Annotated in this window: 10 protein-coding genes and 1 tRNA gene; 3 read left to right on the top strand and 8 right to left on the bottom strand. The window is 48.7% G+C overall.

From position 1 onward, the window contains the following. Window positions 1-79 precede the first annotated feature (79 nt). On the top strand, window positions 80-985 hold the full coding sequence (locus IPL32_12205) for a nuclear transport factor 2 family protein (GenBank protein ID MBK8466585.1): 906 nt from the start codon (window positions 80-82) through the stop codon (window positions 983-985). Window positions 986-1005: 20 nt separating this feature from the next. Here IPL32_12205 and IPL32_12200 read toward each other — a convergent pair whose 3' ends face one another. The 8 genes from IPL32_12200 to IPL32_12165 form a co-directional block, all read right to left on the bottom strand. Next, window positions 1006-3714, bottom strand: a complete 2709-nt coding sequence (locus IPL32_12200) for a ComEC/Rec2 family competence protein (GenBank protein ID MBK8466584.1) — start codon at window positions 3712-3714, stop codon at window positions 1006-1008. Window positions 3715-3724: 10 nt separating this feature from the next. Further along, complete coding sequence (locus tag IPL32_12195; protein MBK8466583.1) at window positions 3725-4018, bottom strand: helix-hairpin-helix domain-containing protein; 294 nt, start codon at window positions 4016-4018, stop codon at window positions 3725-3727. Between the two features lie 74 nt (window positions 4019-4092). Further along, window positions 4093-6633 carry a DNA translocase FtsK 4TM domain-containing protein gene (locus tag IPL32_12190; GenBank protein MBK8466582.1) on the bottom strand — a complete coding sequence of 847 codons (2541 nt, stop codon included), beginning with the start codon at window positions 6631-6633 and terminating at the stop codon, window positions 4093-4095. After that, window positions 6634-7716, bottom strand: coding sequence for a peptide chain release factor 2 (prfB, locus tag IPL32_12185; protein ID MBK8466581.1), 1083 nt, complete (start codon window positions 7714-7716; stop codon window positions 6634-6636). It lies immediately after the preceding gene. A 27-nt stretch (window positions 7717-7743) separates the two neighbouring features. Then, window positions 7744-8079 carry a hypothetical protein gene (locus tag IPL32_12180; protein ID MBK8466580.1) on the bottom strand — a complete coding sequence of 112 codons (336 nt, stop codon included), beginning with the start codon at window positions 8077-8079 and terminating at the stop codon, window positions 7744-7746. Beyond that, window positions 8076-9758 (bottom strand): apolipoprotein N-acyltransferase, encoded by a 1683-nt coding sequence (gene lnt, locus IPL32_12175; protein ID MBK8466579.1) that lies wholly within the window; start codon window positions 9756-9758, stop codon window positions 8076-8078. The genes IPL32_12180 and lnt overlap by 4 nt, the downstream gene beginning before the upstream one ends. 826 nt (window positions 9759-10584) lie before the next feature. After that, window positions 10585-12399, bottom strand: coding sequence for a tetratricopeptide repeat protein (locus tag IPL32_12170; GenBank protein MBK8466578.1), 1815 nt, complete (start codon window positions 12397-12399; stop codon window positions 10585-10587). Window positions 12400-12481: 82 nt separating this feature from the next. After that, window positions 12482-12556: transfer RNA gene (locus IPL32_12165), tRNA-Glu, on the bottom strand. Between the two features lie 108 nt (window positions 12557-12664). Between IPL32_12165 and IPL32_12160 the strand changes: the two genes are divergently transcribed. Together IPL32_12160 and polA are read left to right on the top strand one after the other, a co-directional pair. Then, the gene (locus tag IPL32_12160) at window positions 12665-13255 is read left to right on the top strand and encodes a DUF1990 domain-containing protein (protein ID MBK8466577.1); all 591 of its coding nucleotides are present in this window, start codon (window positions 12665-12667) and stop codon (window positions 13253-13255) included. A 30-nt stretch (window positions 13256-13285) separates the two neighbouring features. Continuing rightward, window positions 13286-16051, top strand: a complete 2766-nt coding sequence (gene polA, locus IPL32_12155) for a DNA polymerase I (GenBank protein MBK8466576.1) — start codon at window positions 13286-13288, stop codon at window positions 16049-16051. Window positions 16052-16115 lie beyond the last annotated feature (64 nt).

Here is a 16115-nt window from a genome sequence, read left to right as displayed (position 1 = left end):
TAAGCCGATTTGCCCGATTGGCCGCGATCTTTTTTCAAGGTCGCGGCCATTTTCGCTTGTTAGATCAAGGAGAAATATTGTGAAATCGCTAAGCCTGAGAATCTCTATTTTTGTCGTTACGGTCCTGTGTACTGCTCATATACTGATCGCTCAGAACGGTCCGACGGCTGACTTCTTCATAGCTCTGGAACGGCATGCTCAGGAAGCCTATGATAAAGGGGATTCAAAATTCTTTGAGGGTCTCCTAAGCGATAAGTTTGTCGCACGGCAAGGCAACCGTCGGTTGAGCAAGTCTGACTTCGTCGATTCCGTCATCGGTGTCAAATGTGATGTAAAGAGCAGATATCTCGACGAGCCGTGGTTGGCGAAAGTCGACGCCGACACGTACGTATTCGGCTACCGCGTCACACCGGACGGAACTTGCGCGGGAACGGATGGAAAATCAATGAAAATTCCAGGCCCTGCGCGGGCCGCGACGGTCTGGATCCGTAACAAAGATAAATGGCAGGCAGCTTTTCACGGCTCAAACCTGATCGTCGATCCAAAGAGTGTTCCTAAGCCCGCACTTTCTGTAGAACCGGCTGGGAAAGCTGCGGTCAACCGCAGCGATTTGAACCCAAAAGCCTTGGCCGCTGTCGAGAGATCTGTGTGGAAGGCATGGAAAGACCACGACCTAAAAAAACTAGATAGCCTAACGGCCAAAAGTCTGTCGTTCATAGATATATTCGGAAATTCTTACGACAATCGCGACAACATTCTGAAAACATGGAGCAGCCCCGTTTGCAAGATCAAAAGCGTAAACGTAACTGATCCGGTCGCTTTTTTGATCTCGCCAACTGTCGCACTACTTACGCATATTGGAACTGCCGACGGAACATGTTATGGCGAAAAACTTGGGACGGCTCCGATTTACGGCAATTCCATCTATATTAAAGATGGCCGAAACTGGAAGCTGGCGTTCACTATGAACATGCCCGCAATGTAACCGACGCGCCACAACGGCATCTACTCAACAAAGCTCGTGATTTCCAGATCGCGTCCGTCGGTCGACACTGAGATCGTTCCACGCTCACCAGTTGTCATTACGGTTGCACCGCTTTCTCTCCATCGATCCGCAACTTCGGGATGCGGATGCCCGAACGGCGAGTTTCGTCCGACGGAGATCACTGCGAACGTTGCGCCGACGGCATCGACAAATTCCTGTGTCGAAGATGTTCGACTGCCGTGGTGTGCAACCTTTATCATATCGGCTGTCAGCGTGCCGCCGTTATTCAGAAGAGCGGCCTCAGCTTTCCGTTCGATGTCGCCGGTCAGCAAAAAGGCTCGGCTCCCATAAATAATCCTCAGCACGACTGAATGATCATTATTGGAAACCGCATCAGGGTCATCAGTCTCGGTCGGGTACAAAACCTCGATCGTCACCCCGCCGAATTCTAAACGCTCGCCGCGAGCGATTGTTTCAACGGGAATATTCCTCCGTTGCAGTACTTCGGCAAGTGCTGAGAAATCAGGATCGTTCATCGGCGTGCGACCAAAAACCGCCGAGCCGATCTTGAAATTCCTCGCCACATCCGTCAGCCCTTGAATATGATCGACGTCGGCGTGTGTCGCAAGTATGTGATCGATCCGAGAAAGTCCTCGATCCCAAAGAAATTCAGAAACAACTGCCTCGCCGATCGTACGCACGTCCGGCTCGAACAGATCCTCGTCGTCATTCTCCTTCTTCCTAAAACTGAATCTCCCGCCTCCGTCTATTAGCAAAGTTTTTCCGTCCGGAAAAGTTACCAATACGGAATCGCCTTGCCCAACATCCAGAAAATCTAAGTGTAGGCGACCGTCAGGACGCGGCGCACTGAAAGGATGAAAAATGATGATGCCCGCAAATAAGATCAATATTGAAAACATCGGAAGCAAAATTTGCTTCTTAAGAAACCGAGATTCTTGTTTTAGACCGAAGGGTAGCCAACGGTTTACTACAATCACGAGAAACAGTATCGGTAAAAAATACAATGCATAAACTGCCCGCCCGGCTCCCGAATATGCAGGCAAACGAAAACTCGCCCTGCCGAGATCTGAAAAAACGCGTGGCAGCAAGAGCATAAGCCAATTTGCAACTTCGGCGAGCCAGAAAAAAGGTGCCGCCAACAAACTGCTCAAATTTCCGGCCACCGCTCCGATCACAGCCGCAAAACTTTCTATAGCAATAAAGAATCCAACCCAAAGGTTTAACAAAACAGACGCAACTGAAACGCGATGAAAATACACAACCAGTAATGGCAGCATCCATATCTGAACGATAAGCGAAACAAGGATAGCCTCGAATACAAATCTAATAGTCGTCTGAACTCCATCGGCGGCAAGCTTTACCCTAAACAACGACTTCATAAAACTTGCCGTCCAGACGTTCCGCTTTGCTTCTACTTTCCAATTGTTTGGACTCCAATACAGCAACTCGCAAAATTGCTTCAGCCGATTAGGAACATTCGGGGGAAACGGCGTCTGTGTTGACGGCCTCCATTTGCCGATTTTTTGCAGTTTATCTAACAACGGATAAGCTGATCCGATGATAGCTGCAACGCTTACGAACGTAAGTTGAAACGAGGGATTGAACAACTCCGACGGCCGCCAGACCAGCAAGATAAAAGCGCAAACTCCGAGCGAATTCAGCAAATTTCCCTGCCGAAAGATTACATACGAAAACGAAACAACAGTGAACATTATCGTCGCACGCACCACCGGAACGTCAGCACCGACCGCCAATGTATAAACCCACAACACAAGTGTCGTAACAATAAATTGAAACCATCGATTTCGCGTGCACTGCCGCAAGAACAAAATCAAAAGACCACCGATAAACGTGATGTGCAGGCCGGAAATTACAAGGATATGAAATGTCCCGCCGTCGCGAAAGAGATCGGCTGTGTATCTATCCAAAAAATATTTATCGCCAAGCAGCGAAGCGATCATAACACCTGCTGACGATGGTCCAAGATTATTCTTGAAATCACTTATCAACTGCGCGCGTCGATCATAGACCCACGCCAGCGGAATAAAAATACTTTCATCAGCGAGCTTTTCGACGAGCAAATGACTCTTGATCGAACCTGTCGCGTCAACGCCCAAACGGTCAAGGATATCGCGTTTTCGCATTACTCCAGGATTTAGATATTCGTCCTCACGGTCAAGTTTGCATGCGACACGAATGCGAGATCCGTATTTCAGATCTGAAATTTCAAATTTGAAATTAGCTTGTGCCTCCGAATCTTTCACCGGCAAGAACAGCCGGACATTACCAGATACGTGAAATTCTTTACTGTGATGTGTGACTTTCTCGGCCCGAAGATTAAGAAATACACCGTCGATGGATGGCTCCGGACGACCGAGCAAGACCCCTTCGACCTCAACAGGATCACCTGAGCGGATCATGGCGTTGTCGTACAATACCCTTATTCGAGTAGGAGAGCTATTTCGTTTTACCTCATACTGAAACGAAACAAACCCTGTGGCCACGAATGCAAGCGCAATGCAGATCGTTGAAAAGTTATATTTATGGAACGTAAACGCCAAAGCCGCCAACGCAACTACCAAAAGTGCCGGCAACGACGTTTCAGTTAATGGAACAAAATTCCCGATCAGAATACCCAATGCAAAATTTGCGGCAAGCAAGAGCATAGGGTGACGGTTGAAGTTTTGACGTGGACGATCTTCAGGCATCGCGTCGCGATCATTCGGCTTTTAGGAATTGTTGTATTTCGAGAAAACGCTTCTCGCTGATGCCTCGAATTTGCATGAGATGTTCGACACGGCGAAACGGGCCATTATCTTCACGAAATTCTATGATCTTTTCGGCGGTCTTTCGGCCAATATACGGCAATGCTTCCAATTCTTTCGCAGTAGCCGTATTTATATTCAATGAGCTCGGCGTTGTTGCAACGATGATCTGCTCGTCATAAACAACACGCGACGTACAGCCGGCCATCAACGAAAATAAGATCAAAATGAGAATGATGCGATACATCTAACTCAAATAAATAGTTCTCTCTGCGTAATCGGCGATCTCTGCGCTTAAAATCCTCGTCTCAATCTGACCGCCTACGGTTCATCTCCCAACGCGCCTTCTTCGATGTCCTGTAGATCTTCGTATGCCTTTTCGAGTACAGGACGAGCACGCGTCGAGCCGTCCATTTCACCGATGTAACCTTCGCGGACCATTGCATCGAGTATCGCGGCTGCGCGGCCGTAGCCAATACGCAAGTGACGCTGAAGCAGCGATGTCGAACCCCGTTTAGCCTGAACGACACACTTTAGAGCGTCATTAAACAACGGATCACGGCGTCCCGGCAGATCACCGCTGTCATCGAGTTCTTCTTCGGTCTTGGTGATTGTCGTATCGTACTCAGGACGGAAGACTTGTCCATTGTGTCCTTTGACATGGTCCACAACCTTTTGGATCTCTGCCTCGTCCACAAAAGCTCCGTGTACACGCGTCACCTGAGAATTGCCCGGCGGCAAAAACAGCATATCGCCGCTACCCAACAAACTCTCGGCTCCGTTCCCATCGATGATCGTTCGCGAGTCAACTTTGCTCGATACACGGAAAGATATTCGCGACGGGAAATTTGCTTTGATAAGGCCAGTGATGACATCGACCGACGGACGTTGTGTGGCAAGTACAAGATGTATGCCAACCGCGCGCGCCATCTGAGCAAGCCGTGTTATAGATTCCTCAACTTCTTTTCCGCTGACCATCATCAGGTCGGCAAGCTCGTCAATAATGATGACCACATACGGCAGTTTGCGGTACGGATCGCCATTGTCGTCGAGACGTTCCTCAGCTATCCAACCGGCAACCTTTTCGTTGTAGCCGGCGATGTTCCTCACGCCAAATTGGGCGAGGTCCTTGTACCGCTTCTCCATCTCGCTCACCGCCCATCGAAGCGCCACTGCGGCGCGTTTCGGATCGGTTATTATCGGTGTCGAAAGGTGTGGAATATCTGCGTAAAGCCCAAGCTCAAGCCGCTTTGGATCGACCATGATAAATTTCACTTCATCAGGCTTTGCCTTATAAAGGATCGACATCACCAGCGTGTTCACACCAACCGATTTACCAGCACCGGTCGCACCAGCGATCAGTAAATGCGGCATCTTGCTCAGGTCAGCGACATATTTTTCACCGCTGATCGTTTTGCCAAGGCCGAGCGTCAGTAGCGAATCTGATTTGTTAAAATTCGGCGACTCGATCACTTCGCGAAGGAAGATGACCTCGCGTTTTTGATTCGGGACTTCCATGCCGACGTGCGCTTTGCCGGGAATTCGATCGATCCTCATCGATGGAGCTTTCAACGCAAGACAGAGGTCATCTACAAGACCCGTTACACGCGAATATTTCACACCTGCGTCGGGCTTGAATTCAAACGTCGTTACAACCGGGCCAGGCGATATATGAACAACCTTGCCGGGAACATTGAACTCGGCGGTCTTCTGTTCCAGCAACTTTGCGACTTCCTGTAATTCTGACTTACTGAACGCGAGCGGTTTTGGAACTTCGGTGAGCAACGTGGAATCAGGCAGTTTGTAACCATCAAAATTCTGCGCTGCCTTCGGAGAGACCGGTTGTGCGTCTACGTCGTCATCGAGCGTTGGTGATTCTTCGATCTCACTTGACTCAGGATTTGTCTCGGCTTTTTCTTGCTCGGTGTCAACTGGTTCAGGCTGAGTTTCCTCGATCTCAGGCTCAGTGACCTTTTGCGTCTCGTAGGATTTATCAGGCGATTCAATGGTCGGAACCGAACCAAATCGGTCGTCGTCAGCAAACAACGGTTCGGAGCGTCCAATCGCCGCCGCTGCCGCCATCGCTTCCATATCCGCAACTGCGATTGTCGGCGGGGTATCATCCTCCACTTTGGCAACCTTTTCAATTTTTTCACGCTGTTTTTTACGCTTATCCGCTCGGTCTTTTGCGGCAGCGATCTCAGGTGACCGGGCTTCGCGGCGTTTTGCGAGGACTTCGTTTATGCGAATTCGAATATTCTCCCAAGCAACACTAAAGTTACTGTGCAATCCCTCGAGCGTGAAATTTGTTATCAATAGAACCGAGCAAATAAAGATCGCAAGCAGCAAAATACCCGCGCCGATAGAACCTATAAAATGTGCAGTACTTTGAGCAGCAGCTTCGCCAACGATCGCTCCGTAACCGCCAACAAGTGCCAGTAAACCCGAAAGTGAAACAGCAAAAAAGATAAACCCCGCAACACGCGAAGCCCTCGGCACGAGCGTGTCCGACTGATATACACGCCACGCAATCAACACGATCAAGACCGGTATAAGGTACGCCGTCCAGCCAAATGCGCTGAGAAAGACCGCCGCAATATTTGCGCCAACAAACCCGATCCAGTTTTTGGTTGTTGTTGAAATGCCGCCAGTTGAAATCAGCGACCGGTCATCTGTCGTGCTAGTGATCAAACACAAAAATACAAGTACCGCCAACGCCGCCAGAATAACCGCAACGACATCATTCCAATGAGAATGCTTGGCAGTCTTGCTTTTTTTCTTGAGCAAAGTGGTGCCGTCGGCGAGACAAAAATTAATGTCATCGTCCTTATAAACCTCGTTACATGTCGGGCAAACCTTCATCTATCTGGTAACGATCGCACCTTTCTTAAATACTAGAAATTCCTGAATAAACTCGTCGATGTCACCATCAAGTACTGCGTCAACATCTGACGTTTCGTGTTTTGTCCGCGTATCTTTTACCAATCGATATGGATGCAACACATAATTTCGTATCTGCGAGCCGAACGAAATATCCATTTTGCCTGCTTCGAGTTCGGCGGCGCCTTCGCGGCGTTTTTCTAGTTCGAGTTCGTATAGCTTTGACCGCAGGACCTGCATCGCAACGGCGCGATTTTGGATCTGCGAACGCTGATTCTGACATGTTACAACAATATTGGTGGGAATATGAGTAATTCTTACAGCGCTGTCGGTAACATTGACGTGCTGTCCGCCGGCACCAGACGAGCGGTATGTATCGATGCGAAGGTCTTTGTCCTCGATATTGACCTCGATAGTTTCGTCGATCTCAGGCGAAACGAACATCGACGCAAACGAAGTCTCGCGGCTGCCGCCGGAATTGAAAGGCGAAAGGCGAACAAGCCTATGCACGCCCGCTTCGGTCGCAAGCAGGCCGTAAGCGTAATCGCCTTCGATGCGAAATGTCGCCGATTTCAGGCCTGCTTCGCTGCCCGATTGTTCATCGAGTACCTCAGCCTTAAAACCTTTTTTCTCGGCCCAACGCAAATACATTCGCAGCAGCATCTGAGCAAAATCCTGTGCGTCCGTGCCGCCCGCACCAGACTGTATTGAGCAGATCGCATTGTTCGCGTCGGTTTCGCCCGATAAAAGGCTTTCGATCTCGGCCTCGGCAACTTCTTTATTTAAGCGATTTATGAGCGTCTCAAGTTCTATTGCAGAATCTGCGTCATCCGGAGCAAACTCAAATAAAACCTCAGCGTCCGAAACACCAGTCTCGAAATTCTTTTGCCTTTCGAGTGCCTTTTCGATGCGGCTCCGCTGCTGACCCACCTTTTGGGCCTTCTCCTGATCGTCCCAAAATCCGGGTTCCGAAATTTGTGTTTCGAGTTTCTCTAGCTCGGCTTGTTTAGCAGGCGCGTCAAAGAAACCTCCCAAGTTGGGCAACTTTGTCTTTGATCTCTTGATGTTTTGTCTGTAGGTCTGTGAGTTCCATTACTTCCATTCTATCTCACCGGGCGGTAATCGCACCTCGCTCTGGCGCCAAAAATCCATATTTCCATCTAGTTCGAGCCGACCTTCTTCAATAAGTTTTTGCACCCGAAGAATATAGAATGCATCCGGCACGGAAGGAATCTCGGCAGTCAACTGTTGCATCGCCGACATTACCAGAAACGCTACCTTCCTCCCTCGATGAATTGCGAATGAGAGTAACCAATTGTCTATCCTTGCGACTTCGGAAGGGGTCAACAATAAAATTCGCTCCATTTCATTACTGGACATATTTAAGTCCGAAGCAAACTTCTCGGGAAGATAATCATCGAGATTCATATTTTCAAAAACTTTGGCCTCTTAATCAAAAGTGTCAATAATAGTATTCCAATAGTAATCATTGAACACAACCACGCAAACCAATCGCCGTATTTTACATAAAATGTCTGTGAACCGTCGGATTTGGACACACTCCAAACTCTTGTTTCTTCCTGATACGGCGTTGCTGCGTCTAAAACGCGTCCTTTCTCGTCAATATATGCAGTTATTCCGACATTTGTGACGCGAAGGACAGGACGATTTGTTTCGACCGCTCGAAAAACGGCATTCGCAAGATGCTGTCGCAAGACAGGCGTGGGGCCAAGATAGCCGTCGTTGGTCATTTCAATTATCACATCCGCGCCGTTGCGGACATACTCGCGGCTCAGAGCTCCGAAATGCGATTCAAAGCAGATCATAACGCCCGCTTTGGCATCGCCGACCGGAAACAGATCGTATTCACGACCGTAAGCAAAATTGCCGACAAAACCGGGAACGATCCCTTCAAGAAACGATGGCACAGCCTCGCCAAACGGCAGCAGGTAGATCTTATCGTATTGATCGACCTGCTTTCCGTCCGGCCCAACCATCACCGCCGAGTTGAAATACTTGGTCGTCCCTTTATCTGGTTCAGATGAATTAAAGAGAACACTGACATTATTTTCTCGCGCAAAATCACCGATAAACTGCTGAAACTCGCGGTCGTCCGAATACAAAAAGTTCATCGGCGATTCGGGCAGTATGACGACAACCGGTGTCTCTGGTGGTTCTGGAAAGTCAATGTGACTGCGTCCATCTGGACGTGGTGTCGGAACAGGATGTCGATAGTCATAGACTTTCTCCTCCGCGAATCGCGTTTGTGCATCGCGGAGTCGCTGCCATTTTGATTGATCGAGACCGGACATCGGAACATTCGCCTGCACGGCTACAATTTTGGCTACAATCGGACTCCGGTTGATAAATGGGGGATCGCTATTCATTCCAAGCAACGGCCCAACGCTGAAATCAGATGTAAGCCAAAACAATAAAAAAAATACCGCCGGAAGCCAATACCGTTGAGGCTTTGCGACCCATTTGGTAACCAAGGATGCAAATAAAGCCAGCGGAAAGCCAACAAGCAAAACACCCCCAAATTCCGAGAAATGAACAGTTTGTTTCGTAAACGCCTGCGAATACCCGATCGCATTCCAATTATTTCCCGTGATCAAATACCGCAAAAACTCAGTAAACACCCAAACAAACGGCGCGGCAAGAAATGCCCGTGAACCGAATCGGCGAACGTGCATCGACAAGATCGCGGCAAAGATGCCCGGAAATAATCCTGCAACCGTCGTTACGCAAAACAGCAAAAAATAAGCAAGTATAGGCGGAAACGCGGCGTAGTTTATCGGGGCGTATGTCAGCCACCAGCAGGTGCCGAAAAAGAAGGTGGTTCCGAATATCCAGCCGAGGACGAAGGACCTTATGATCGACGAGTCTATCGCATGACTAACGCCCTTACTTCGTGCGGGCTTCTGCAACTCGGGCTTCTGCAATTTTGTTTCACGCTCGACGGCACACATCAGGGGCACGAGAGCAAACCACGCAAAGAACCAGATTTCAAAGTCCGGAAAAGCGAGAATCAGCAGAGCAGAAGCGAGGATGGCAAGAAGCATGTTCTTCCACGAAGGTAGAATCTTTTTTAGCAGACTAATTGCCATTGCGACATTTTAGCAGGAAAAAATAACGGGCGTTTGTATAGTCAGCGATTGGCAATAGTTCCAATCAAAAAACTTTGTGTCCTTTGTGTCCTTTGTGTCCTTGCTCCGTGCTCTGTGTCTATTAATCAGCTAAACACAGAGGTCACAAAGCCAAATCCGCAGTGAACACAAAGACAAACCTGAATGAGCTTCTTTGCGGCTTTGCGGGAGAGAATTTTCCCGCAAAGCCGCAAAGACGCAAAGAACGCAAAGTAAAATCAATTCAAGACAATCCTCAATCGAGTTAAGTCACATTGACAGTCGAAAATGGTCAATCCGACAATTAACGTCATTCTATTGTGACAAATTCTGTCATTTGCTCGTTTCTGTCGCGGCATTTTCGGTCAGACTGCACGAAGGCGGAATCCAAACAACAAAGAAACAAATCAGAATGAACGAATTTTCCCTTTTTCTGAGCATTATCAGCAAATACGGGCTATATCAATAAATACAGGGTTTAAAAGGAGGAAAGCCCGACCTTTTGGGTCGGGCTTTTTATAGGAAGGACAACTGAAGGAACGCTCGGAAGGTGTTCAAGCACAGTGGCAAACCGCGCTCGGAGTAGTGGTGGCGGCGGGGTCTTGATTATGTAACCAAGCTGGCCGCAGATGTATATAGCACGTTCCGTGCCACAGAAATGAGTTCGGAGTGCGGAGTCTGGAGTGCGGAGTCAAAAAAAATACAAAAAGCCCGTTTTATAGGGCTTTTCATGGATAAATAAAATTGGAAACTATACTAATTTAGGACTTGGGGCTTGGGACCGTGGCCATCGGACTCACATTTTGCGTTATTTAGAGCATTTTTCTACTATCCTTTGCAGTCCCATTACTTCCTGATTGGTTGGATCGAGTTCCTGCGCTAGTACTGCGTAGGTTTTGGCCAGATCGCAGCTTCCCTTTTCGGAATAGATCTTTCCTAACGCCACCGGAGCGTCAACGAGCCGGTTGTCCCAGAAGATCGCTGTTTTGAACTGGCTGATCGCCTGATCGATCTCGCCGCGGCTTTGGTATATCTTTCCGAGCATCAAGTAGCTTTCCGCGTTCATCGGTTCGCTGATCAGCACGCGCCTGAGCTTTTCGATCGCGTCATCATATTTTCCCTGCTTAAAAAGTGCGCGGGCCTGCGAGAGAAGATCGGCTGTCGGATCTAAAGCAGGCTTAACCGGCGCCCGTTTTGAAATAAAGACGACCTCGACAAAATCATCACGCGATGCCGGAGTGATACGGCTCTCGATAGACTCGATCGACTTTGACTGAGCCCAAGCCTGCTGAAGTTTTGCGTAGCGGTTTTGATCTTTTAGCAGCCTTTTGGCCCAATCGTCGCTCGCCGCCGCATCCTGTTCGCGGCCCGGCGTCATTTCAAATGATTTTGCTGCTAAGAACGCAGCTTCACCATCGTTCGGATCTGCGGCTGTCACATTTCGAAAATGCTGGCCGGCCTCATCGTATTTCTGATTTAGAAAAAGAGCGAGCGAATAGTTAAACGCTATTTTTCGGTCATCCGGAACTGTATCTTCCGCCCGCTTCAAAGCATCGAGAGATTTTAATAAAAAGTCCGCCGCTTTTGGTGAACCGGCCTTGTCGGAACGTGCTGCCTGTATTCCTACAACGCCGATCAGGTTGTTAATGCTGACAAGTTTGAGGTCTTTCACGTCGAGCAGAACCGCGAGTGCCTGTTCGTAGTTCTTTTTCTGAAAATAGATCCAGCCAAGATAATACGAAGCCTCTGCGTTTTCTTCGCCCTTGCATTGAGGAACTACACGTTGATTTAGCGCTGTATCGCGGCAAGTAGCAAACGCGTTAATTACATTTCGAAAACTCTCAGCCGCTTCGTCGCGTTTGTCTTGTGACCGATACAAATGGCCCAGTTCTAGAGCGGCCGACGTATATGTCTCGTTAGGATGATTCTTATCCTCTGCATAAAATCGCAGAGCATTTTTAAGGTAGTTTTCGCGAGCTGAAACGTTGGAAGTTAGCAGACCTTTGACGTAAGCCTCAAATGCCTTGGACGGCACTTTGTTTGCTGCTGACAAAAGATCGTCTCTTTTGAGGAACAACGCTTCTTCTTTGTAAAGGACTTTTCTAACCCTTGCAAAGACTTGGTATGCAAGGTCTCCCTGAATCGTTTGAAGCTTACTCAAAGCATCGTGCAGCTCAAAACCAGGTTTCGAACTCGTAAATTCCTCACTTAGAATTTTTCCGTCCCGAACACGGATGACCTTCGCTTTTACGTAAACTGTGGTTACATCTTTCTCATCAGCCGGCGGTATATCATAGCTGCCAACCATCAAAAGGCTGGCCTTCGCCCGTTGGGCTATCCATAGCGATGTCGCTAACGAGGGGATCGAGGTCAAGGGCACTTTTAGGTCTTGCTGCGTTATTTTGCGTTCTGCGTTGCTTATGATCCCGACACCTTTATTAACAAGTAATTCAGTGATGGACGAGCTAAAACTCTCTCCGATCCAATTAAATTCAGCTTTACCTGACTTATTCTCAAACGGAAGCACCATCAGAACGTCGTTCGGGCCTTCGGGCTTTTGGGCAAACGACGAAACACTTGCGAAAAGTAAAAATATCGTTGTAATGAAAGCACTTCTCAGCATTTTTATCCTCAAAATAAAAAATTCGCTCTGGAGGTCGAGCGAATTTGGTTAATTACTATGATGCAAAACTACTCAATAAAGATGGTATCCGGTACGGGATTTGAACCCGTGTTGCCGCCGTGAAAGGGCGGTGTCCTAACCCCTAGACGAACCGGACACATAAAGGCTCGCATTTTCCGCCCAAAGGCGAACGTTAAGAATATCGGACGAGTATTTTGTTGTCAAACTTGAAGCAGCAAGACAAATCCCTTAGATTCATCTAAAAATGTTCTCGATAGCCAAACCACAACAAAAAGAGATCGATAAATTCCTCGCTGATCGCATTTCCGATGATTTCTCTTATCCAGAGATCGGAGGCACAAAAAGCGATGCTCCGTCTGGTTATGTAGTCGATCACAACAGGGTAAAACTTGGTTCTGGAAGGTCTGACTACGAACGAGCTAAGACCGCTATTCGACAATGGAAGATGTTTGCGTTCGATTGGGTAAAACTCAGTTACGACAATACGCCGATAGAGGTTGGTCAGACAGTCGCGATTCTTGTTGCTCATTTTGGTTTCTATTCTCTCAGTGCTGCACGGATCGTCTATACCATCGATGAATCGGCGGAAATAGAACGTTATGGCTTTGCATACGGAACATTGCGAGAACATGCAGAGATCGGCGAAGAGCGATTTTCTGTTGAGTTTCACCACGATAGCGGAGGGATTTGGTATGACCTTTACGCATTCTCAAAGCCCGGTTCATTACTCGCCCGCATCGGTTATCCGTTGAGCCGATATTTGCAGAGATCGTTTGTGAGAGATTCAAAAACGGCAATGTTAGATTTCATGTCGCAAGATAGGTCGAATCTATAAAAATTCAAGACCCGTGCTAAAATTGTGAAAATGAAACGAGTCTTCTTAATCGACGCGATGTCGCATATATATCGCGCATTCTTTGCTCCGATGGGCATGAAGCAGGATCCGCTGCGTAACAGTAAAGGACAAGTAACGCAGGCGATCTTTGTCTTTACGAACATGCTCCGCAAGCTGATCAATGACGAAAAGCCCGAGTATATAGCGGCGGTTTTTGACACAGATGTGCCAACATTCAGGCACGATTCCTTTGCGGACTACAAGGCAAATCGCGAGGCGATGCCTGACGATCTTTCCAGCCAGATCCCGTACATCATGCGCGTGTGCGAGGCATTTTGCATCCCGATGTTGTTTGTTGACGGGTTTGAGGCGGACGATGTTATCGGCACGCTCGTTCAGGAAGTCGCGGCAAAAGACATGCAGGCGGTGATCGTTTCAAATGACAAAGACCTGTGCCAGCTCGTCCGCGATCCACACATTATTGCGATGCGAAATAACTCGCAAAACATGAAACGCAAAGTGCCCGTTCCCGCAGTTGAATGGTGCGATGAGGCTTGGGTCAAAAATAAATTTGGAGTGCCGCCTGACAAGATAATTGATCTGCTCGGTTTGATGGGCGATTCGGTGGATAACATTCCCGGAGCTCCGGGCATCGGTGCGAAAGGTGCATTGAAACTTGTCCTCGAATATGGTTCTGCTCTCGGAGCAATGGAAAACGCCGAAAAGATCACGCACAAGACCTATCGCGAGAGCCTGCAAAATAATCAGGACATCATCAAACAATCGCTCGAACTCGCAACCATTCACACAACCGTTCCGATCAAGCTCGATCTAAAAGAACTCGAGCACAGCACGCCCGACAGACAAAAAGCTTACGAGCTTTTTCGCGAACTTGAATTTACAAACCTTACAAAAGAATTTGCGGGGCAAGGCGTAGTTTCGATGCCGGCTTTCAGCGGTCCTGAACCGTCGGGCGGGTCGCCTGCATCTTCTGGTGGATTGTTTGATACTCAGCCGGCCGCAAATAGTCCTGCCGTCGCGTCAGAGTATTCCATTATCAACGACCGCGAAGGCCTGGATAAATTGCTCCGCCGTCTTTTTGAAATTGATCGTTGGAGCTACCTCGTCAATGACGCGAATTCGAACGAAAAAGCAAGCTGTTTCAGCAAGGCGGCTCCAAACGGTGTCGGCATCGGACTTGGAAATGGTGAAGCGTTTTACATTGATCTCGAAAACTTCACAGGCGGCGTTGATGCGGCAAAAGGCTCGCTGAAAGACATTCTGACCAACGGCTTTCTAGAAAAATCAGCATACGACGAAAAGCGAAATCTCGGCCCACTGTTAGGCATGGGAATTCGTCCTGAAGCAGTGAAGGACGACATCTTGGTTGCCGCATACTTGCTCGAATCGACCCGCGCGAGTTACCCGATACCGTTTCTCGCTCAGATTTACGCGGATCTCGATGCCGCGAATACTGTTCCAGCAAATTTCGACGAAGCTGCTTTTCGCACGACGGAAAATGCCGATTTCATTGCACGCCTCGCGCCGATCTTGACAGCTAAAATCCGCGAGGCAGAACTTGAAAAGGTCTATTACGAGATCGAATTGCCATTGATCCCGGTACTCGCCGATATTGAGCTTGTCGGTATGAAGGTCGATGGCGAAAGCCTAACGACGTTTTCGACATTTATTGCAAAAGAGCTTGAGACGTTGAAAGACAAGATCACAAAGATCGCTGGACGCGAATTTAATATCGGTTCGCCAAAGCAGGTCGGCGAGATTTTTGGCGAGCTAAATATCGAAACCGGACGAAAAACCGCGACCGGACAAATATCAACGAGCCATGACGTGCTTGTCGAACTCGCCGAAACTTACGAGATTGCACAACACATCATCGACTATCGCGAACTCGACAAACTCCGCGCAACATACGCCGACGCGCTGCCAAAAATGATCGCCGCCGACGGCCGCATTCACGGCGCGTTAAATCAGACTGTCGCTGCGACCGGACGACTGAGTTCGACCGAGCCGAACCTTCAAAACATTCCGGTTCGCACCGAACTCGGCCAGCGTATTCGCCAAGCTTTTATTCCCGAAAAAGGAAACAAACTCATCTCAGCCGATTATTCACAGCTCGAACTTCGCATTCTCGCGCACATCACGCAAGATCCGCGAATGCTTGAGGCTTTCAAAAATAACGAAGACATACATGCCCAGACCGCTAGGCTCGTTTTCGGAGCGACGACCGAAAAAGAGATGAAGGAAAAGCGGCGGCTCGCAAAGATCGTCAATTTCGGCATCGCATACGCGGTCGAGGCATTCGGCCTGTCGCAGCGTGTCGGCATCAGCCGCAGCGAGGCGAAACAGGTCATTGCTGACTACTTTGAAACGTACAAAGGCATCCGCGAATACATGGATCGCACACCGATCGAGGCTCGTGAAAAAGGCTACATCACTTCCCTTTTTGGTCGTCGCCGTTATTTCCCGTCGATCAACGATCGCAATTTCGCCGTCCGCTCACGTGCGGAACGCGAAGCCATCAACATGCCGATCCAAGGCACCGCCAGCGACATCGTCAAGATAGCAATGCTCCGCGTCGCCGACGCCCTAAAACGCGAAAAGCTCGAAACAAAAATGATAATGCAGGTCCACGACGAGCTTCTATTCGAAGGCCCCGAATCCGAAGTCGATGCCGCAAAGGTTCTAATAAAACGCGAAATGGAAGCCGCCGCAAAACTCGACGTGCCGATAACAGTCGAAATCGACGTCGGTGATAACTGGATGAACGCAAAGTAGGAGTTTTTGCCACGAAATTACACGAACGATCACGAAAAAAGTATTTAGTGTAGTTTCGTGATTG

It is taken from the genome of Chloracidobacterium sp., assembly GCA_016711345.1.
GTDB lineage: Bacteria > Acidobacteriota > Blastocatellia > Pyrinomonadales > Pyrinomonadaceae > OLB17.
Note: the sequence above shows the minus strand (reverse complement) of the source record. Positions and strands in the feature narration are given on the sequence as shown.